The 19,853-nt window shown below is 56.2% G+C and carries 17 protein-coding genes; 12 read left to right on the top strand and 5 right to left on the bottom strand.

Translation table 11 applies throughout. The features are described 5' to 3' along the window. Positions 1-21: 21 nt before the first annotated feature. Genes OSH04_RS02710 through OSH04_RS02700 form a run of 3 tightly spaced genes read left to right on the top strand, consistent with a single transcriptional unit; the run spans position 22 to position 2,577 of the window. Positions 22-1,335, top strand: coding sequence for an aromatic ring-hydroxylating dioxygenase subunit alpha (locus OSH04_RS02710; RefSeq protein ID WP_063690659.1), 1,314 nt, complete (start codon positions 22-24; stop codon positions 1,333-1,335). Next, positions 1,332-1,949 carry an aromatic-ring-hydroxylating dioxygenase subunit beta gene (locus OSH04_RS02705; protein WP_266107906.1) on the top strand — a complete coding sequence of 206 codons (618 nt, stop codon included), beginning with the start codon at positions 1,332-1,334 and terminating at the stop codon, positions 1,947-1,949. Before OSH04_RS02710 ends, OSH04_RS02705 begins: the two co-directional genes overlap by 4 nt. A gap of 13 nt (positions 1,950-1,962) precedes the next feature. Continuing rightward, positions 1,963-2,577 (top strand): flavin reductase family protein, encoded by a 615-nt coding sequence (locus OSH04_RS02700; protein ID WP_266107905.1) that lies wholly within the window; start codon positions 1,963-1,965, stop codon positions 2,575-2,577. A gap of 218 nt (positions 2,578-2,795) precedes the next feature. Here OSH04_RS02700 and gdhA read toward each other — a convergent pair whose 3' ends face one another. From gdhA to trxA, 3 genes are all read right to left on the bottom strand, one after another. After that, positions 2,796-4,136 carry an NADP-specific glutamate dehydrogenase gene (gene gdhA, locus OSH04_RS02695; RefSeq protein ID WP_009455932.1) on the bottom strand — a complete coding sequence of 447 codons (1,341 nt, stop codon included), beginning with the start codon at positions 4,134-4,136 and terminating at the stop codon, positions 2,796-2,798. Positions 4,137-4,277: 141 nt separating this feature from the next. Next, complete coding sequence (gene rho, locus OSH04_RS02690) at positions 4,278-5,534, bottom strand: transcription termination factor Rho (RefSeq protein ID WP_009455931.1); 1,257 nt, start codon at positions 5,532-5,534, stop codon at positions 4,278-4,280. A gap of 69 nt (positions 5,535-5,603) precedes the next feature. Beyond that, complete coding sequence (gene trxA, locus OSH04_RS02685) at positions 5,604-5,930, bottom strand: thioredoxin TrxA (RefSeq protein WP_009455930.1); 327 nt, start codon at positions 5,928-5,930, stop codon at positions 5,604-5,606. A 233-nt stretch (positions 5,931-6,163) separates the two neighbouring features. Here trxA and OSH04_RS02680 point away from each other — a divergent pair, with 233 nt between their 5' ends. The 9 genes from OSH04_RS02680 to OSH04_RS02640 all read left to right on the top strand — a co-directional run bounded on the left by OSH04_RS02680 (position 6,164) and on the right by OSH04_RS02640 (position 17,826). Next, the gene (locus OSH04_RS02680) at positions 6,164-8,125 is read left to right on the top strand and encodes a DNA topoisomerase IV subunit B (protein ID WP_035272235.1); all 1,962 of its coding nucleotides are present in this window, start codon (positions 6,164-6,166) and stop codon (positions 8,123-8,125) included. Positions 8,126-8,145: 20 nt separating this feature from the next. Beyond that, complete coding sequence (parC, locus tag OSH04_RS02675) at positions 8,146-10,455, top strand: DNA topoisomerase IV subunit A (protein ID WP_060185254.1); 2,310 nt, start codon at positions 8,146-8,148, stop codon at positions 10,453-10,455. Positions 10,456-10,516: 61 nt separating this feature from the next. Next, positions 10,517-11,551: a CDP-6-deoxy-delta-3,4-glucoseen reductase gene (locus OSH04_RS02670; protein ID WP_009455928.1), complete on the top strand. Its 1,035-nt coding sequence runs from the start codon at positions 10,517-10,519 to the stop codon at positions 11,549-11,551. A 37-nt stretch (positions 11,552-11,588) separates the two neighbouring features. Continuing rightward, a complete protein-coding gene (locus tag OSH04_RS02665; protein WP_226348393.1) occupies positions 11,589-12,842 on the top strand; it encodes a D-amino acid dehydrogenase in 1,254 nt (417 codons plus the stop codon). A 31-nt stretch (positions 12,843-12,873) separates the two neighbouring features. After that, positions 12,874-14,163, top strand: coding sequence for an extracellular solute-binding protein (locus tag OSH04_RS02660; protein WP_230940551.1), 1,290 nt, complete (start codon positions 12,874-12,876; stop codon positions 14,161-14,163). A 103-nt stretch (positions 14,164-14,266) separates the two neighbouring features. After that, positions 14,267-15,256, top strand: coding sequence for a TcpQ domain-containing protein (locus OSH04_RS02655; RefSeq protein WP_266107904.1), 990 nt, complete (start codon positions 14,267-14,269; stop codon positions 15,254-15,256). Then, on the top strand, positions 15,253-15,870 hold the full coding sequence (locus OSH04_RS02650) for a hypothetical protein (RefSeq protein ID WP_266107903.1): 618 nt from the start codon (positions 15,253-15,255) through the stop codon (positions 15,868-15,870). Before OSH04_RS02655 ends, OSH04_RS02650 begins: the two co-directional genes overlap by 4 nt. Positions 15,871-16,265: 395 nt before the next feature. Beyond that, entirely contained in the window at positions 16,266-17,357 is a 1,092-nt protein-coding gene (locus OSH04_RS02645; protein ID WP_266107902.1) for a hypothetical protein, read from the top strand. Next, the gene (locus tag OSH04_RS02640) at positions 17,323-17,826 is read left to right on the top strand and encodes a hypothetical protein (RefSeq protein ID WP_266107901.1); all 504 of its coding nucleotides are present in this window, start codon (positions 17,323-17,325) and stop codon (positions 17,824-17,826) included. Before OSH04_RS02645 ends, OSH04_RS02640 begins: the two co-directional genes overlap by 35 nt. A 219-nt stretch (positions 17,827-18,045) precedes the next feature. Here OSH04_RS02640 and OSH04_RS02635 read toward each other — a convergent pair whose 3' ends face one another. After that, positions 18,046-19,278, bottom strand: a complete 1,233-nt coding sequence (locus OSH04_RS02635; RefSeq protein ID WP_009455921.1) for a urate hydroxylase PuuD — start codon at positions 19,276-19,278, stop codon at positions 18,046-18,048. A 58-nt stretch (positions 19,279-19,336) separates the two neighbouring features. Further along, positions 19,337-19,690, bottom strand: a complete 354-nt coding sequence (gene uraH / locus OSH04_RS02630; RefSeq protein WP_035272247.1) for a hydroxyisourate hydrolase — start codon at positions 19,688-19,690, stop codon at positions 19,337-19,339. Positions 19,691-19,853: the final 163 nt, after the last annotated feature.

The raw sequence follows: 19,853 nt of genomic DNA, 5'->3' as shown, positions 1-19,853 counted from the left end.
CTCGTATTTACAGGAAGCACTATGAGTTATGCCAATAACGAGGCCGCCTTGTCGGGCCTGACCCAGGACCATCAGGTCCATCGGGATGCCTATCTGGACGAGGATGTCTTTCAACTGGAAATGGAACGGCTGTTCAGCCGTGCCTGGCTCTATGTGGGCCATGAAAGTCAGGTGCCCAAAACGGGCGATTATGTCTCGGTGACCTTGGCACAAAGCCCCGTCATCATGCTGCGCCATAGCGATGGCTCGGTGCGGGTGGTGATGAACCGTTGCGCTCACAAGGGGGCCAGACTGGTCAGCGAACCCAGCGGCAATGTGGGCAAGATGCTGCGTTGTCCGTACCACGCCTGGACCTACAAGCTGGATGGCTCGCTGCTGGCGGTGCCGCTGAAAAATGCCTATGAAAACACGGAGTTTTCGCAATGTCCGGCTGCGGGCGGCCTGTCCACACCGGGGGCGGTAGAAAGCTATCGGGGCTTTGTGTTTGCCCGCCTCAGCAAGGAAGGTTTCAGCCTGCAAGAGTATTTCGGGGATGTGCTGCAGGCTTTGGACAATATGGCGGATCGCTCTCCGGAAGGGGAGTTGCAGGTGGCAGGCGGTTCGATTCGTACCGTCATCAACTGCAACTGGAAGATGTACATGGAGAACATCAACGACACCGTGCATCCCATCTCCACGCATGAGTCGGCCTCCAGCTCGGCAGCCAAAGTGGGTGAAGTGTTCAAGGAAGAAGACCCTACCGCACTGGAGCAATTGCTGCCCTTCGGTTCGGGCTACGACTTCTATTCACGTATGGGCGTGGAAACCTACCCGAACGGGCACAGCATCCTGGGCACCAAGTTCAGCATTCATACCGACTACTCCGGGATTCCGGGCTACGAGGCCATGATGAACGAAGCCTGGGGCGAGGAAAAAGCGGCTCGGGTGCTGGGTTTCAATCCACAAAATGTGGTGTTTTACCCCAGCATGGCAGCCAAGGGTTCGCCGCAGATTATTCGTGTATTGCGACCTTTAGCGGTTGATCGCACTTTGCTGGAAGTATGGGTGTTTCAGCCCAAAGGAGCGCCGCGTGAAATGCTGGATCGCGGCCTGACGTACAGCCGTCTGGTGTATTCCCCCATGAGCGTCGTCGCCCATGATGATGTGCACTTGTTCGAGAGCCAGCAAGCCAGCCTGAAAGCCCAAGGCAATCCGTGGGTGAATCTGCTGCGTCAATACGATGCGCAAGAAGGCGAGCAGGGCAAGGGCAGCTTTGACGACGCGAATAATGAATGGGTCATACGCAACCAATACCGTGCCTGGAAGCAAGGCATGAAGCAGCAGGAGCAGGAATGATGGGGATGGGGCAAGAGCAGGGCCAGCGTAGCGGTCGAGGAGAGCATGCATGGCAAGATGGTCAGCAACAGCAATATCAACATGAGGCGCAGCAGCCATTGAATCCGCAGCAAAACCAGCGTCTGGGCCAAATGGAGAGTCTGAAACAAAGCCTGCAAGACTTTGTATGGCAAGAGAACGCCCTGCTGGACGAGGGGCGTTTTGACGAATGGTACGAGCTGTTCGCACAGGATGGGCTGTACTGGATTCCTGGTGAGTCCGGCCAGGAAAGCCCGGAAGGGCGCATGAGTATTGCCTTGGAAAACCGTATGTTGATGCGCTTGCGTATCGACCGCCTGTCGCACCATCGTGCCTTTTCCTTGCAACCCGGCGTACGTGGTCTGCGTGTGATTCAACATCCACGTGTTCAGTCCGAACATCCTGATGAAGATGGCTGCTATACCGTGCGCACCAATCTGATTTATTCGGAGTATCAGAAGCAAAAAACCGAGGTTCTGCCCGCTACTGCCTCTTACCGTTTGCGCGCCGTCGATCAGGCTTGGGAGATCGTGGAAAAGCGGGTGGACTTGCTGAGCGTGGATGGCTATTTGCCCACCATTCAGCTCTTCATTTAGGCCCTATATGCACATGAATGACCCATCACCAGGCTATCGCAGCCTGCCGTGTGAAGGCATGGACGACAGCATGGCTTATCGCCTGCTGACGTCCCTGATCGTACCGCGCCCCATTGCCTGGGTATGTACCTTGGAGGAGTCGGGCAGTGTGAATCTGGCACCGTTCAGCTCCTTTAACTATGTGGCGCACAGCCCGCCCATGCTGGCGATCAATATCAACCGCAATGAGGATGGCAGCTTGAAGGATACGGCCCGTAATTTGCAGGCCAATAAAGAGTGTGTGGTGCAGTTATGTCGTCAGTCTGATCTGGCTGCGGTACATGCCAGTGCTGCTGCTTTGCCGCCCGGCCAGAGTGAGGTACAGGAGTTGGGCATGCACCTCGTGCCCAGTCAGCATGTGCGTGTACCTCGTCTGGATGGCGCTGCCGTGCAGATGGAGTGCAGGCTGGATCAGGTGGTGGATTTGGGACGGGGAGTTAACCAGCTGCATATTCTGGAAGTGCTGGCCTTCCATGTGGATTCATCCTTGATGGACGAAAAAGGGAGAGTGGATCTGGAGGCGTATCGGCCTTTGGCTCGGTGGGCTGGACCGTATTATGCACAGCGGGGAGATATTCTTCTTCCTTGATGTCATTGCCTGTTGATTGGTTTTCGTCCTGGCTGTGTTTGTAGATCAGTGAGTTTTGGCTAAGGGCCTGCTTTTTTGCTCTACACAGATGACTGAAACATAGACAGCTTTCAAGGGCAGATAACATCAAGCCTGCAATAGACGCTTTCGGTTGGGCCAGAAACAAAAAAAAACCGCCTTGTGGGCGGTTTTTTTGACTACTGAGCAAGGCGCAAAACTTAATAAACGCCTTGATGACGCATGGCATTGGCGACTTTGACAAAGCCGGCAATATTGGCGCCGTTAACGTAGTTGATGAAGTTGCTTTCTTGACCATAGTTCACACAATTTTCGTGGATGTCACGCATGATGGAGTGCAGCTTTGCGTCAACTTGTTCGCGTGTCCAGCTCAAGCGCTGGGCGTTTTGGCTCATTTCCAGACCGGATACGGCAACACCGCCCGCATTGCTGGCTTTGCCTGGGGCATACAGGATCTTGGCGTGGATAAAGGCATCGACTGCATCCAGCGTGCTGGGCATATTGGCACCTTCGGCAACGCAACGTACACCGTTCTTGATCAGGATTTCTGCATCCTTGCCGTCCAGTTCGTTCTGGGTGGCGCAAGGCAGGGCGACATCCACAGGGATATGCCAAGGACGTTTGCCTTGTTCGTACAGCAGGTGATGTTGCTGGGCGTAATCGACCAGACTGCCACGCTGTACATTTTTAACGTGCATCAGGGAAGCCAGTTTTTCACGCGTAAAGCCATCCATGTCCACCACGCAACCTTGCGAGTCGGAAACGGTAACGACTTTGGCACCCAGATCCAGGCATTTTTCAATGGCGTACTGAGCCACATTGCCCGAGCCGGAAACGGACACTGTCATGCCGTCCAAGGATAGCCCTTTACGTGCCAACATTTCCTGTACGAAATATACGGTGCCATAACCGGTGGCCTCAGGACGAATCAAACTGCCGCCAAAGCACAAATCCTTGCCGGTGAACACACTGGCTGCGCTGTTGGAGAGTTTTTTCATCATGCCGGCCATAAAGCCCACTTCACGCGCGCCCACGCCGATATCACCAGCAGGAACGTCGGTATCTGGGCCCAGGTGACGGTACAGCTCAACGATCAGGGCCTGGCAAAAGCGCATCACTTCGCCATCCGACTTGCCTTTGGGATCAAAGTCCGAGCCGCCTTTGCCGCCGCCCATGGGCAGAGTGGTCAAGGCATTCTTGAAGGTCTGTTCAAACGCCAGAAACTTCAAAATGGACAGGTTCACCGAAGGGTGAAAGCGCATGCCGCCCTTGAAAGGACCGATGGCATTGCTGTGCTGAATACGGAAGCCGCGATTGACCTGAACCTGGCCGCGATCATCTACCCAGGAAATACGAAACTGGATAGCACGTTCGGGTTCGACCAGACGCTCGAGCAGACCATGGTCGGCGTACTGGGGGTTTTTCTCGATGAAGGGCCACAAGCTGGTCATGACTTCCCGAACGGCCTGCATGAATTCAGGCTGGTTGGGGTCGCGGGACTGCACTCTGGCTAGGAACTGTTCTAGAGAGATAGATTTCATTGCAAGCGAACTCTGTTTGCAATACTGAGAACTCGAGTCGAACTCAGCAGATTGAAAGAATGGATGCACGGGAATGCACCCGATCATACGCCCATCGCAAGCAAGCCTCTCGTATAGAGAGGCTTGCGCAGGATGTTCGATTTACTTCTTCATCATGTCGAAGAATTCGGAGTTGGTCTTTGTGGCCCGGATTTTGTCCAGGATAAACTCCATGGCTTCAATTTCATCCATCCCATGGATGAACTTGCGCAGAACCCAGACCTTTTGTAGAAGGTCGGGCTTGATCAGCAACTCTTCGCGACGTGTGCCTGATTTGTTCAGGTTGATGGCTGGGTAAATACGTTTCTCGGCCAGACGGCGCTCCAGATGGATTTCGGAGTTGCCGGTACCTTTAAATTCTTCATAGATGACTTCGTCCATGCGGCTGCCGGTTTCGATCAGGGCAGTACCGATGATGGTCAAGGAGCCACCTTCTTCCAGATTACGGGCAGCGCCAAAAAAGCGTTTGGGGCGCTGCAGGGCGTTGGCGTCCACACCACCGGTCAAAACCTTGCCCGAAGCAGGGACCACAGTGTTGTAGGCGCGAGCCAGACGGGTAATGGAATCCAGCAGGATCACCACGTCTTTTTTCAATTCAACCAGGCGTTTGGCCTTTTCAATGACCATCTCGGCCACTTGCACGTGACGTGTGGCGGGTTCGTCAAAGGTGGAGGCCACCACTTCGCCGCGCACCGTGCGCTGCATCTCGGTTACTTCCTCGGGGCGCTCGTCCACCAGCAGGACGATCATGATGGCCTCGGGGTAATTGGTCGTGATGGCGTGAGCCATGTGCTGCATCATCACGGTTTTACCGGATTTGGGGCTGGCCACGATCAGGGCGCGCTGGCCTTTACCGATAGGCGAGAAGATATCCAGGATACGGCCTGTGATGTTCTCCTCGCTTTTGATGTCGCGCTCCAGGCGCATGGGCTGGTCCGGGTGCAGCGGCGTCAGGTTCTCAAACATGATGCGATGTTTGATGGCCTCAGGCTGCATGCCGTTAACCTTGTCAACTTTTACCAGGGCAAAGTAGCGCTCGCCGTCTTTAGGGGTGCGCACTTCACCTTCAATGGAGTCACCCGTGTGCAGATTGAAACGACGTATCTGCGAAGGGGAGATGTAGATATCGTCTGTGCTGGCCAGGTAAGAGGTTTCTGGCGAACGCAGAAAGCCGAAACCATCAGGCAGGACTTCAAGCACCCCGTCGCCGAAAATCTGCTCGCCCTTTTTGGCGTGCTTTTTCATGATGGCGAACATCAGCTCTTGCTTGCGCAAGCGGTTCGCGTTGTCGATTTCCAGAGTGGCAGCCATTTCTAGCAGCTGCGAGACGTGCAGAGCTTTTAATTCGTTCAGGTGCATGGGAGTGGGGAAGGGCTTTCAGCAGCAGACCGCAGGCCAGCGAAGGGCCTGCGTGCGGTTAATCAGAGATTACAGGGAGCTGTCGAGAAACGCGCTAAGTTGGGACTTGGAAAGTGCACCGACTTTAGTTTCGGCCACTTTGCCGTCTTTAAACAGCATGAGCGTTGGAATACCGCGAACACCATATTGAGCTGGGGTGTCGGGATTTTCATCGACGTTGAGCTTAGCGATGATAACACGACCTTGGTACAGTTCGGCTGCCTCATCAAGCAAAGGGGCAATCATTTTACAGGGACCGCACCAGGCAGCCCAGTAATCGACCAGAACGGGGAGGTCGGCGTTAAGGACGTCAGACTCAAAGGAGGCGTCCGTGATGTGTTTAATGGAGTCGCTCATGGCTAGATACAAAAAAAGTGAGGATAACGAAAAACTATACGTGTGGCGTGACCTGAGCACAATGTATTCTACGGCCAATTGCGACGGTCTTGTTGCCAATTTTTGACAGGATACCATTGCGTCTGGTTGATAATGTGCATTCGCTGCGCAACGCGCGCCAATAAAGCGTTTCCCCACTGGCGCCTAACCACTCGTAAAATAGCGTTTTTCTGTACGATCTACCGGGAATCAAGTTGTCTACTACACGTTACGACGAATCTTCTATACGGGTGCTCAAAGGGCTGGAACCGGTCCGTCAGCGCCCGGCCATGTATACCCGCACGGATAATCCCCTGCATATTGTGCAGGAGGTCATCGATAACGCGGCCGACGAAGCCCTGGCTGGTTTTGCCCGCACACTGACTGTCACCTTGCTGGAGGACGGCGGCATACAGGTTGAGGATGACGGGCGCGGTATTCCTGTTGGCTTGCACCCTGAAGAAAATGCGCCGGTGGTTGAACTGGTGTTCACGCGACTGCACGCCGGGGGCAAGTTCGACAAGCTCAATGGCGGTGCCTACGCCTTTTCTGGTGGTTTGCACGGGGTGGGTGTGTCGGTGACCAACGCCTTGTCGCGCCGTCTGGAAGTGCTGGTCTGGCGCGATGGCCAGGCTAACGAGATTGTGTTTGCCGACGGCGAGCTGGAGCAGCCCCTGACCCAAACGGGCACGGTGGCCAAGCGCAAGACGGGTACCCGTGTGCGGGTCTGGCCCGATGCCAAATATTTTGACTCCGCCCAGATTCCCCTGGCCCAACTGACTCATATCCTGCATAGCAAGGCCGTCCTGCTGGAAGGCGTGACGGTGGAACTGGTGCAGCAAAAAACCGGTCAGCGCCAGCAGTGGCGCTACGAGGACGGTTTGCGCGGCTACCTGCAGGAGGAAATGGAAGGGGTGGAGCTGCTGGTTCCCCTGTTTGAAGGCCGCCAGTACGCCCCGCAAGATGACGATAATTTCTCCGCCGGCGAAGGTGCGCATTGGGTGGTGGCCTGGGCGCTGGACTCCAATATTGTGCGTGAGTCCTATGTCAATCTGATCCCAACCCCAGCGGGGGGAACACACGAATCGGGCTTGCGCGATGGCTTGTATCAAGCCGTGCGCAGTTTTGCCGAACTGCATAGCCTGATTCCCAAAGGCGTCAAGCTGCAGGCCGAGGACGTCTTTGCCCGTGCCAGCTTTGTGCTCTCGGCCAAAGTGCTGGACCCGCAGTTTCAAGGGCAGATCAAGGAAAAGCTCAATAGCCGTGATGCCGTGCGTCTGGTCAGTGGCTATGTGCGCAATGCGCTGGAACTGCATCTGCATGCCAATGTGGATCAGGGTCGCAAATTGGCTGAAGTGGCGGTGCGTCAGGCTCAGGCCCGTACCCGTTCGGCGCAGAAAGTGGAGAAACGCAAGAGCTCGGGCGTGGCCGTGTTGCCCGGCAAGCTGACGGATTGCGAGTCGCACGATCTGGAAAGTTCGGAACTGTTTCTGGTCGAGGGTGACTCGGCTGGCGGTTCGGCCAAGATGGGCCGTGACAAGGAATTTCAGGCTATCTTGCCCCTGCGCGGCAAGGTTCTGAATGCTTGGGAGGTCGATAAGGACCGCTTGTTCGCTAACCAGGAAATTCACGATATTTCCGTGGCGATCGGCGTGGACCCGCACGACGCCCAGTCCGAGCCGGATCTGTCCGGTTTGCGTTATGGCCGTATCTGTATCCTGTCTGATGCGGACGTGGACGGCTCGCACATTCAGGTGCTGTTGTTGACGCTGTTCTTCCGTCACTTCCCCAAACTGATCGAGGCGGGCCACGTGTATGTGGCGCGTCCCCCCTTGTTCCGCGTAGACGTGCCTGCCGCCGGCAAACGCCCGGCTCGCAAGATCTACTGTCTGGATCAGGGCGAGCTGGACGCGACACTGGAAAAGCTGCGCAACGAAGGTATACGTAACGAGTCCTGGAGCATCAGCCGCTTTAAAGGTCTGGGTGAAATGAGTGCGGAGCAGTTGTGGGATACCACCATGAATCCGGACACCCGCCGCTTGCTGCCTGTGCATTGGGGCGAGGATGGCCTGAGCGATACCCAAGCCATGTTCACCATGCTGATGGGCAAGGGTGAGGCCTCGGCCCGCCGAGCCTGGTTGGAAGAAAAAGGCAATTTGGCCGATCTGGACGTCTGAGCCCGACTTAAGAGTTATTTATGGATAGCAATCAATTGGATTTTGAACCGGCGGGATCGGACGATAGCATCACGCTGGCGACTTACGCGGAACAGGCTTATCTGGATTACGCCGTTTCAGTGGTACGTGGACGTGCCTTGCCCGATCTGACCGATGGCCAGAAACCGGTGCAGCGCCGCATTTTGTACGCGATGGATGCCATGGGTCTGGGCCCGACGGCCAAGCCCGTGAAATCGGCCCGTGTGGTGGGGGATGTGCTGGGTAAATATCACCCGCACGGTGACCAGGCGGCCTATGACGCCATGGTGCGTATGGCGCAGGATTTTGTGCTGCGTTATCCGCTGGTAGACGGGCAGGGCAACTTTGGCTCGCGCGACGGCGACAATGCCGCCGCCATGCGTTACACGGAAGCACGTTTGACACCGTTCTCGCGTCTGCTGCTGGACGAGCTGGACGAAGGCACAGTGGACTTCATCCCCAACTACGATGGCAGCCAGAAAGAGCCGGTGACTTTGCCTGCACGCCTGCCCATCATGCTGCTTAACGGCGCATCGGGGATTGCCGTCGGGATGGCGACCGAGATTCCTTCCCACAACCTGCGTGAAGTTGCCCAAGCTTGCGTCAGCTTGCTGCGCAATCCGAATTTGAGCGATCAGGACATACACGAGATTGTCCCCGGCCCGGACTTTGCGGGTGGTGGTCAGATTATTTCCGCCGCAGACGATATTGCGGCGGTGTACGCCCAAGGCCGTGGTTCCATCAAGGCTCGTGCCCGTTGGGTATTCGAGGAAATGGCCCGTGGCCAATGGCAATTGGTCGTCACAGAATTGCCGCCCGGCAGCTCCTCCCAGCAGATTCTGGAAGAGATTGAAGAGCGCACCAACCCCAAGGTCAAGGCTGGCAAGAAATCGCTGAGCACCGAGCAACAGCAAACCAAAGCCTTGATGCTGAACATGCTTGACGCCGTGCGTGACGAGTCGGGCAAGCAGGCTGCGGTGCGCCTGGTCTTTGAACCCAAATCCCGCGCGATTGATCGGGACGAGTTCGTGACCACCTTGCTGGCGCAGACCAGCCTGGAGCGCAACGTCTCCATCAACCTGGTATGTATTGATACGGATGGCCGTCCCGGTCAGCGTTCTTTGCGCCAGGTGTTGCTGAACTGGCTGGAATTCCGCCGTCACACGATGGAGCGTCGTACTCGCTACCGTCTGGATAAGGTCACCGACCGTATTCATGTGCTGCAAGGGCGCATGGTGGTGTACCTGAATGTGGATGAAGTCATCCAAACTATTCGTGAATCCGACGAGCCGCGTGCCGCCCTGATGGAGCGCTTTGATCTGAGCGAGCGTCAGGCCGACGATATTCTGGAAATGCGCTTGCGTCAGTTGGCGCGTCTGGAAGGCTTCAAGATCGAGAAAGAGCTGAAAGAGCGTCTGGACGAGCAGGAGTCTTTGCAAAAGCTGCTGGACGATCCCAAAGCCTTGAAGCGTCTGATGATTCGTGAGATTGAAGCAGACGTTAAAACCTATGGTGATGACCGTCGTACCCTGATTGAAGCGGCCGAGCGCGCTGTGCTGGAAACCAAGGTGGTTGACGAGCCGGTTACCGTGATTGTGTCGCGCAAAGGCTGGCTGCGTTCACGCCAGGGCCATGGCCATGACGCCTCGCAATTCAGTTTCAAGACCGGCGATGGCTTGCGCGATGCGCTGGAGTGTCGCAGTACCACGGACCTGGTCGCCATCGGCACCGATGGCCGGGTCTATACTGTTCCGGTCTCCAGTTTGCCTTCAGCGCGTGGCGATGGTCAGCCCATTACCTCCATGATTGAAGTCAGCCCCAGTGCGCCCATTGAGCACATTCTGGGGGCGCCTTTGGACCAGAACTACTTGCTGGCTGCCTGCGACGGTTACGGTTTTGTGGCTTCTCAGGGCGACATGAATACACGGCAGAAAGCGGGCAAGCAGTTTGTCACCGTCGAGGATGGCAAAAAGCTGCTCAAGCCCTTGGCCTTGCGCCCGGATGATCAGTACGTGGGTCTGCTCAGCGAGCAGGGACGTTTCCTGGTGGTGGACATCAAGGAGCTGAAAGTGCTGTCCAAAGGGGGGCGTGGCACGGTGCTGATCAAACTGAACGAGGGCGATAAGCTCAGTCAATGGGTTGCCTTTGGTGAGGCGGGTCTGGCCGTCAGCGGAGTGAACCGCAAGCGTCCGTCCACCATCGTGATGGATCTGGACATGCTGGCCAATTATCTGGGCAAGCGGGCAGGCAAGGGCAAGGCCCTGTCGCTTAAATTGAACGACCCTGTGCTGCATCGGCCTGAAGAGTCCTGAATTTGTATAGCCGCCGGAGGCTGGCCCTCCGCCTGATAGATTTCTTTTTTGAGTGTTGGATATGAGTTTCAAAGTCACGGTTCAGCCCAGCGGGCACAGTTTTGACGTACAGCCCGGACAGTCTGTGCTGGATGGCGCGCTCAATGCCGGTATTGTCTTGCCCTACAGCTGCCGCAATGGCACCTGTTCGTCTTGCCGTGGCAAGGTCATTGAAGGCGAATACGATGCAGGCCGTGCACCCGAGCAATTGCTGAGCGAAGAGGACCGCGCTGCAGGTTACACCCTGTTCTGTCAGGCCAAGCCCAGCAGCGACATGTTGATCGAATCGCACGAAATTCGCATGGCGACCGATATCCAGATTCGTAAAATGCCGTCGCGCGTGGTGGGTCTGGAAAAAGTGCGTGATGATGTGATGGTGGTGCGTCTGCAAATGCCATCGTCCGAGCCATTCCGTTACTACCCAGGTCAGTATCTGGAGTTCATCCTGAAGGACGGCAGCCGTCGCAGCTACTCCATGGCCACACCGCCACGGGAAGACAATCAGGTGGAATTGCATATCCGTCACATGCCCGGTGGCGTGTTTACCGACCACGTCTTTGGTGCCGGTGCTACCGCCATGAAAGAGCGCGAGATTCTGCGCGTGGAAGCACCTTTGGGTTCTTTCTTCCTGCGTGAAGATAGCGCGGCTCCTATGGTGTTCCTGGCCAGCGGTACAGGTTTTGCTCCTATCAAGGCTTTGATCGAGCGCCTGATTCAAACCGGCAGCCAGCGCGAAGTCGCCCTGTACTGGGGCGGGCGTCGACCCAAGGATCTGTACCAGTCCGAACTGGCCGAGAAATGGGCCAGTGAACTGCCTAACTTGCGTTTCATTCCGGTGATTTCCGACGCTCAGCCTGAAGATGGCTGGACAGGTCGTACGGGCTTTGTGCACCAGGCGGTACTGGCTGATTTGCCTGATCTGTCGGCCTGGCAGGTGTACGCCTGTGGCGCGCCGGGTATGGTTGAAGCAGCTCGCAAGGACTTTGTGGAGCAGGCTCAACTGAATCCGGACAATTATTTTGCAGATGCCTTTACGTCGCTGGCAGACGTAAAGTAAGTGTCTTGATCAATAGCTCAACAAGCGGACAGTACACATGAAAGTAGCAGTTCTGGGCAGCGGCATTATCGGGGTATCAACTGCCTGGTGGCTCAGCCAGCAAGGTTGTGAGGTGGTGGTCGTGGATCGGGGAACCGGTCCCGCGCAGGAAACCTCGCGTGCCAATGGCGGGCAAATCTCGGTCTCGTATGCCGAGCCCTGGGCCAACCCGAAAATGCCGCTCAAACTGCTGAAATGGTTGTTGCAGGACGATGCTCCCTTGTTGTTCCGTCCGCGTCTGGACCTGCGCCAGTGGCGCTGGTGCCTGTCTTTCTTGCGAGAGTGCCTGCCGGGGCGGGTTACGCCCAATGTGCGCGCGCTGGTGGCCATGGCGGAATACAGCCGCAGCACGCTCAAGCAATTGCGTCCCAGTCTGGATTTTGATTATCGCCATCAGGAAAAAGGCATCATTACGTTTTACCGGGATGCCCAAAGCCTGGACGACTCCCAGCAAATGGCCGACGTCATGCGAGATATGGGAGTGGACCGCCGCATCATGAGCGTGGACGAACTGGTGCAGCTGGAGCCTGCCCTGGCATCAGCGCGCGGCCAGATCGTGGGTGGCGACTACACCAAAGATGATGAGTCGGGCGATGCCAATCAATTCACCTGCGGTTTGGCGGCCATGGCCAGGCGAGCCGGAGTGGAATTTCGCTTTTCTACTCAAATCACCCGTTTGCTGACGGCCAAGGGCCGAGTGGTGGGGGTCGAGGTCATAGGCGCGGATGGTGCGTACGACTCCATACAGGCAGACGCCTTCGTGGTGGCCATGGGTAGTTTCAGCCCTACCGTCCTGCAGCCGCTGGGAATTTCCTGCCCCGTTTATCCGGCCAAAGGCTATTCGGCCACCTTCCCGGTGCTGGTCCCCGAGGGCGCGCCTACTGTCAGCCTGACAGATAAAGATCACAAACTGGTTTTTTCCCGCCTGGGCGATAGCCTGCGGGTTGCTGGAACGGCCGAATTGTCGGGCTATACGCGTAGCTTGAACCCCGCCCGCTGTCAGGCTTTGTTAACGCATGTGGCTGATCTGTTCCCAAGCGCATTGGATTTTGATAATGTTCATTTCTGGTCAGGACTGCGTCCTGCCACAGCATCAAATGTCCCACTGATAGGCCGATCCTCCATTCCCAACCTGTACCTGAATACCGGGCATGGCACCTTGGGGTGGACCATGGGCATAGGCTCTGGCCGAGCCTTGGCGGACCTGGTCATGGGGCACAAACCCGAACCTGAATTTCCTTTTTTATCTTGAAGGATGTATGAAAAATCTACGCGGATTACTGTTGAAACGTGGTGTTATGGCTTTGGCGATGGCAGCGGGTGGCTCAGCCGCTTTGCTGTTCGGGTCGACCGCCCTGGCAGCCGTTGATATTCAGGTCTGGACCGCTTTGAACTCGCACAATCAGGACGAGTTCGAACGCTTGGTTCGGGATTTCAATCGTAGCCAGAGCGACGTCAAGGTGTCGGTCAAGGCGCATGACACAGAAGCCTCTTTGGAGCAGGTCATGCAAGCGGGCAAGGATTTGCCCAATCTGGTGCAGTTAGGCGAGATGTCCGGCCTGGACGAGGTCGCCGACCGCTCCTACATCATGCCCATGCACACCTTGCTGGCTCGGGAAAAAATGGACAATGTGTCCTGGTTCCTGGCCTCGAATTCCTTTGTGCGCAATGGCCGTGGCCAATTGCAAGGCTTCCCCTATATGGCCGAAATTCCGGTCATGTACTACAACCTGGAAGCGTTTGATAAAGCCAAGATTGAGCCTCCCGTGCCCAGCCGTGTCTGGCTGGACTTGCAAGCTCAACTGGTTGATCTGGCCAATAAAGGCTCGCGCCGTTGTCCTTTGACCTCCGACCAGTCTGTCTCCATCAACCTGGAGAACCTGGCAGCGGTTAATAACCAGATTTACGGTCTGGCACCCGGACCCAAGGTTAAAGGCAAAGTGGGCTTTGATTTTGACGTGATGTATATCCGTCACTTGTCCATGATGATCAGCTGGGTGAAATCCGAGCTGATGGTCAAACCCGGCACCTTGCCCGAGTCGCCCCAGCGTTTTGCCAAGGGTGAATGTGCAGTCATGTTCTCCAACTCCGGCCATATCGGTGAGTACAGCGACACGCGCGGCCTGAAGTACGCTGTGACTGGTCTGCCTTACTACCCTGAAGTCACCCAAACCCCCGGCAAGCCTTTTGTGACCGGCTCGGCGCTGTGGGCGGTGAAAGGCCATAACGCTGAACAGAACCAGGCTTCGGCCCGCTTCATCAGCTGGTTAGCTCAGCCAGAGAACGCCGCTCGCTGGTATCAGAAAACAGGCTTTTTGCCCGTCAGCCGCGAAGCCTTTAATGCCACGGGTAGCGACTACTACAAGGACAAGGGCGACTGGATGCACCTGGTGGGCGCCTACAGCAGCGGTACATCGGGTACAGCCAAGGGCAACTTCCGGAACTACCGCCAGATTCGCGCCGTGTTCAACCAGAGCCTGGAAAGCGCGCTGGACGGTCAGCAACCTGCCATGACGGCCTTGCGTACCGCCGCCACGGAAGCCAACCGACTGGTGGCTCAGAAAGGACGCTGATTTATCTGTGCGTACAAGCCGATCTAGCGGCTTGAGCGAGCATCCTTGAAGATAAACCCCATGCCCTTGACGGGACATGGGGTTTTTTCTTTGGGTGCTCGCAATGCGTTTTCTTGTCCGTTTCTGCGTCTTGCTGATGTGTGGCCTGGGGTTGTCTGCCTGTCAGACCAGTCAGGGGCCTGATGGCCTGTTGGCTGATCCGGGAACACGCGTCTTTAACTTCGATTGGCGCTTGTCTGGCGACCCTCAAGTCGGCCCTATGCAGGTGTTTGATAACGGCAGGCGTATCTGGCTGCATTTTGCACCGGAACAGATGCTGCCAGCGGTGTTGGGGCGCAGGAATGGACAGGAAACGCTGCTGTCTTTGAAGCCCTTGGGGCAGTTTCAAGTGATTGAAGGCCTGTGGACGGAGTTGATATTTCGGGCCGGACGAGCACAGGCGCAGGCTAGTTTCGGGCGCAAGAGTGCCCATGCTGAGGGTGCTGCAACACTTGGCGTAGAGGCATCGGATGCCTTGCCACAGGACCGTAGTCAACAGAAGGATCAGCAGCAAGCCCGAGCCAGTCTCTCCCAGCGTAGTGATTCTTCGCCAAGCCATTTCCCCCTAAGTCGTTCTGATATCCGCTCTTCCGAGCAAAGTAGTCTGTTTTCTGGAAAGCCTGCGCCAGATTGGATGGCGGCTCAAGTGAAGGAGGGCGAGCCTGCTCCCGGGAACGTGTTGCAGACACAAGCCTTTCAAGCCCGTTCAGAGTTGCTGCCAGTCTCAGCTCCTGGTGTGGATGCACAGTCCATTGCAGAGCCTGTTTTTGAACTGCGAATCAAGGATAGAACCTTGAGGCAGGCATTAGTCCGATGGGCTAAGCAAGCGCAATGGGTTTTTGCACCTGAGCATTGGACTTTGGAGGTCGATTTCCCTATCAAGGCGGCGGCTCGCTTTGAGGGGGACTTTGAGACTGCTGTGGCTCAGTTGTTGGCGGCTGCCCAACTGAATGCTCATCCTTTGCAGGCCTGTTTTTACTCAAATCAGGTGCTCAGGATTCTGGCTTGGCCGCAAGCCTGTGATCCCAGCGCTTCGCCCGAGGGACAGTCATGAATTATCTCTGTCTCTTGCTTTTGCCGCTGATAGCGGCTTGCAGCTTGCAAACAGCAGGGCAGCATGTTGATCAGGCTCAGGCTCAGGCTCAGGCTCAGGCATGGCTGGATGATGCCGTGGTGTTGGATGGCAACAGTCCATCCTCCGTGGCCCATGCTCAGTCTGTCGACAAGCCCTGGTTGCTGGGGGCGGCGGTGCCTTTACGAAAACCGGCTGCCTTGCCAGCGGCATTGCGCTCCAGACAAACCTTCAGTTTTTCTTTGGAAGCGCCTTTGCCCGATCTGGATGAGCTGGCGCGTCGTTTGTCTTTATTGTCTGATCTGAGCGTTTTCATTAGCCCGCAGGCTCGTTTGCCTTTAACGCATTTCCCGCCACGAACCGCTGGGCAGGAGGGGCCGGAATCGGCTCGGCAGGGAGGTCTGATTTTTGAACAACTGCGTTTGTCAGCCTTGTTGGATCAGGTTGCAGCGGTATATAGCCTGAAGTGGCGTTATCAGGCAGGCCGTATTGAGCTGTATCGCGATGAGAGTTCTCTGGCTTTGAGGCAGCAGTCTGGATTGCGACAAGTAGACGGGTCAGGGACAGGGGACTTAATTGGTCGAGGTGTGAAATGAGTTCTGTCTTGCCTGAGCGGGAGTACTGGTTTGGGTTGCAGTGGGTGGATGCCGGGGACGGTATGCGGCGGACTGAAAATCGTCGGATGAAGAGATCGTATTGGACTTGCTCGATGGGAGTGGGAGGGGGGCTGAGAGAACAGGCGCGTAAACGAACGGAAAGGCAAATAGAAGAACTACAACAAGTACAGGAAAAGACTGATGAGGATGTAGCAGGACAAAGAGCAGGGCAAACAGCAGGACGAACAGCAGGACGAACAGCAGGGCAGGCAATGGCTTGGGTTCCAAGTTGTTGGCTGAACAGCCGGAGGACCCAATCTGTCTTGCGCTTGGCCCAGAATGGGCCTTCAAGAGCCAGACTAACGCGAGTTCAGGCTTATTCGGCGGCTGCCTGTATGGCTGCCCACCACCCTCAGGACGCAGTTTTTCTTTTATGGACGGTGGCTCCTGGCCGTTTGTGGTTTCTGGTGCTTGAACATGGTCAGGTGATGGAAGGTAGCGATTGCCTCCTGGCTCAGATCGGACAAGTGCAGACCCTACGGTGGGCCATGCAGGCGCGTTATCCCTCTATACGTGAACTGCGGCAACCTGCTGATTTATGGGTCTGTCTGGAACAGGGCAGAAGACCGCAGGGCCGTATGCTGCGCCAGCCTGTCGGGCGTGTTGGTGGGTGTGAAAAGATCCCGCTTCGTCTGGCGGTTCTTTCTTTGCTGGTGTTGGCTACGCTTGGAAGCGTGTTTTCCCTTGATCTTCGGGCTCGCTTGGCTGCCATGGCGTCTGATTGGGAGCAAAGTCCATCACAGGAAGAGCATGGTTTGACGAGTATTCAATCTGTGTTGGGCTTGATTGAGGAGCTTCCTGCTAAGGGGGCAGACTGGCAATTGCAGCAGGTGGATTGTCGCCGTCAGGTCGGCTTGTGGGAGTGCAGGGCACATTATGGGTTTGAGGATGTGCAAAGTTTTAGTGCGGCCATGAATAGCCAGATTCGTGAGCCGAATGTGCTGGAGTTCACCGGCTTGGGGCAGGGGGCTTTGAGTATCCGGCGCGGGTATCAGACATGGATTCCTCAGCTCTTGGAAACGAAAGATCAGACGCGAATGCCAACTGCGGCATCTCCAGGTTTGCATGCCAAGCTGGCGGCCGTGCAGCCTGCTTTTATGCGCTTGTCATTGAGCCCCGCTCAGTGGGTTGAATCCTCCGCCGAAAATGAGCAAACAAGGGCAGGCGTGTGGCGCCGTTCCTGGCTCAGTCAATCGCCCCTGCGTTCGGTGTACTTACTGGCGGCCCAGTTTCCTGAACTGCACTGGGAGCGTATGAGCTTGTCATTGAACTCGCGGTCCTACCCCTCGCTGCTGGGCAGCGCTTTTATCGTGGAGCTGGAAGGCTATGTTTATGAATCTGCGCAGCGGGATCTGGCTGATCAGGATCTGGCCGACTACATGCAGACCCCTTTTGAGCATTCTGTTTGGTCTGACGCTGATGTTTAGTGCACCGGCTTGGGCGATGGAAACCATGGCGACGATAGTAAGGGAGATGCTGTTGCTGGAAGCCGAACAGGCGCGGCAAAACATGTCGTCCTGCTTGAGGACACCACAGGAGCAAGAGGGGGCAAGTCAGCCTGATGTGGCCAAGATCAAATCCAGTAAGCCCACCCCTGCATTGAAGCTGAAAGCGATCTATGGAAAAGACACCCAGTTGCTAGCCGAAGTGCAGCATGAGCAGCGTCTGCTCCTGTTTCAGCAAGGACAGCTTTGGCCGATAGGGCGTGAGCGAGATAGGTCCATGCGCCTCTTGTCTTTGAGTAGTCGCTGTATTGAGCTTGAAATCGGGCAAACCCAGGCTCAAGCTGCGCAACCGCAACCGCAACCGCAACCGCAACCGCAACCGCAACCGCAACCGCAACTGGAATTGCAATCCATCAAACTATGTTTGCCTTCCGGGCAGGGCCAAGTGTGACAGGACTTCTGCGATCCGCAGAAGCCCAGGCTTATTGCTTTGCAGGTTTCAAGCCTGACTGTTCTTGAATCAGCAAGGCCGTGGGTTCGTGCAGCAGCAGACCAGACAGGTGGCTTCATAGAACCGAAGCAAGAAAAAACCCCGACATGATTTTCATCATATCGGGGTTGGAAGTTACTACGGAGCTTGTCGCTCGTCAGGCTTGAGCCTTGTTCTGCATTAGTCGCGGGTACCGCTCCAAGCGGCAATGGCGGCACGCTCTTCGTCGGTCATTTGCGTCATGTTACCCAAGGGCATGTACTTGGAGTGCACTACGGTCTTGACCTGTTCGGCGTGCAGTACTGTGTTGTCGATGGTATCGAGCAACATGCCGGCAGGGGCAGCCGTAAAGCCGAAGTCGGCATTGGGCTTGACCGCGTGACACTGAACACATCGTGCGTCCATGATTTCCTGGACACGGGCAACACTGATTGTTTCCGCACCGTTGGCAGCTTCAGGTGCACTGGCAACTTCACCCTTCAAGCTGGCAGGAGCCGCCAGGTAACCCACGATCAGCAGCAGCACAACACCGGCAGCCGGGTAGGCAGGCTTTTTGATGCCAGCGTGCATCAGCACGAAGTATTGACGGATCAGGGCACCGGCAAAGATGAACAGCACCATGATGATCCACGCATTGGGGTTGTTATACGTGAACGAGTAGTGGTTGCTCAGCATCAGCAGCAGGACAGGCAGCGTGAAGTAGGTATTGTGTACCGAACGCTGTTTGCCGCGCTTGCCATCCAGAGGGTTGGGCGCCTGACCGGCTTTCAGTGCCTTGACCATGCGGCGCTGGCCGGGAATGATCCAGAAGAACACGTTGGCCGACATGCTGGTGGCCATGACAGCACCCGTCAGCAAGAATGCAGCACGACCCGAGAAGATGTGGGCGCTCAGGTAAGCCACGACCACCATCATGATGGCTACTGCCACGCTTAGCAGGCCGTCGCGGTTCATGTTGGGGCTGATCAGGCGGCACAGGCCGTTATAGACCACCCAGCCCAGTACCAGGAAGGCAATGGCCATGACGTTGGCCTGAGTGCCTGTCATTTGGGCCGCCCATTCCCAGGGACTGTTGGGGTTGACCAGATAGAACTCGGGTTTGGTCAGGTAGAGCAGGGCGAACAGGAAGAAGCCGGACAACCAGGTGGTGTAGGACTTCCAGAAAGACCAGTGCAGGTCATCAGGCAGTTCAGCCGGGTTGGTCAGGTATTTCTGGTTGTGATAGAAGCCGCCGCCGTGGACAGCCCACATCTCGCCAAACACACCGCGTTTCTTGCTTTCTTCGCCTTTGGGCGGTTTCAGGCCATTGTCCAGCATCACAAAGTAGATGGACTCGCCGATCCAGGCGACAGCCGCAATCACGTGCAACCAGCGCAACAGCAGGTTGCCGTACTCAAGTAGGTAAGCGTACATAAAGATCTCGTATCAGAGTGGTTTCGTATAGAAGCGAAAAGTCGACTTGGATACGCGATCAGCTGCCGCGATAGGTAGACCAGGACCAGGGGGTCACGACCAGAGGTACGTGGTAATTGGCATTGGCATCAGCGATACCAAAGCGAATGCCGACCTGATCCACAAAGCGTGGCTCGGGCAGGGTCACACCATTGGCGGCAAAGTAGTCACCTGCATGGAACACCAGTTCAAAAACGCCCGTGTGCATGGCCTCGCCTTGCAGCAGGGGCTCATCACAGCGACCGTCGCTATTGGTGTGAGTGGTTTTGATCAGAGTGCGTTGATCGTTTTCGATGGAATAAAGATCGACGCGCACGCCGCTGGCTGGGCGCCCTTGAGTCGTGTCAAGGACATGGGTTGATAGCTTTCCCATAAATGTCTCCGGTTTATGGTGATCAAAAAAGGTCCAGCGAGCCCAGTTTTGAGAACCGGCCGGGGGCCAACGGTGCAAGGATCAGTGCGCTGGGTTGAGGCCCCGAAACTGTCGCTCTGTTTGAGGAATCAGATTGTCGACAATTTATGTTGACGATTTTGTC

The organism is Alcaligenes nematophilus, assembly GCF_026344155.1.
Taxonomy (GTDB): domain Bacteria; phylum Pseudomonadota; class Gammaproteobacteria; order Burkholderiales; family Burkholderiaceae_B; genus Alcaligenes; species Alcaligenes phenolicus.
The sequence above is the reverse complement of the archived record's forward strand: the minus strand, read 5'-3'. Positions and strand labels throughout refer to the sequence as shown.

What these genes read in the sequence shown, in the direction of transcription:
- OSH04_RS02710 (WP_063690659.1), top strand. Translation starts at nt 22, where the DNA reads ATGAGTTATGCCAATAACGAGGCCGCCTTGTCGGGCCTGACCCAGGAC.
- OSH04_RS02705 (WP_266107906.1), top strand. Translation starts at nt 1,332, where the DNA reads ATGATGGGGATGGGGCAAGAGCAGGGCCAGCGTAGCGGTCGAGGAGAG.
- OSH04_RS02700 (WP_266107905.1), top strand. Translation starts at nt 1,963, where the DNA reads ATGAATGACCCATCACCAGGCTATCGCAGCCTGCCGTGTGAAGGCATG.
- gdhA (WP_009455932.1), bottom strand. Translation starts at nt 4,136, where the DNA reads ATGAAATCTATCTCTCTAGAACAGTTCCTAGCCAGAGTGCAGTCCCGC.
- rho (WP_009455931.1), bottom strand. Translation starts at nt 5,534, where the DNA reads ATGCACCTGAACGAATTAAAAGCTCTGCACGTCTCGCAGCTGCTAGAA.
- trxA (WP_009455930.1), bottom strand. Translation starts at nt 5,930, where the DNA reads ATGAGCGACTCCATTAAACACATCACGGACGCCTCCTTTGAGTCTGAC.
- parC (WP_060185254.1), top strand. Translation starts at nt 8,146, where the DNA reads ATGGATAGCAATCAATTGGATTTTGAACCGGCGGGATCGGACGATAGC.
- OSH04_RS02670 (WP_009455928.1), top strand. Translation starts at nt 10,517, where the DNA reads ATGAGTTTCAAAGTCACGGTTCAGCCCAGCGGGCACAGTTTTGACGTA.
- OSH04_RS02665 (WP_226348393.1), top strand. Translation starts at nt 11,589, where the DNA reads ATGAAAGTAGCAGTTCTGGGCAGCGGCATTATCGGGGTATCAACTGCC.
- OSH04_RS02655 (WP_266107904.1), top strand. Translation starts at nt 14,267, where the DNA reads ATGCGTTTTCTTGTCCGTTTCTGCGTCTTGCTGATGTGTGGCCTGGGG.
- OSH04_RS02650 (WP_266107903.1), top strand. Translation starts at nt 15,253, where the DNA reads ATGAATTATCTCTGTCTCTTGCTTTTGCCGCTGATAGCGGCTTGCAGC.
- OSH04_RS02645 (WP_266107902.1), top strand. Translation starts at nt 16,266, where the DNA reads ATGGCTGCCCACCACCCTCAGGACGCAGTTTTTCTTTTATGGACGGTG.
- OSH04_RS02635 (WP_009455921.1), bottom strand. Translation starts at nt 19,278, where the DNA reads ATGTACGCTTACCTACTTGAGTACGGCAACCTGCTGTTGCGCTGGTTG.
- uraH (WP_035272247.1), bottom strand. Translation starts at nt 19,690, where the DNA reads ATGGGAAAGCTATCAACCCATGTCCTTGACACGACTCAAGGGCGCCCA.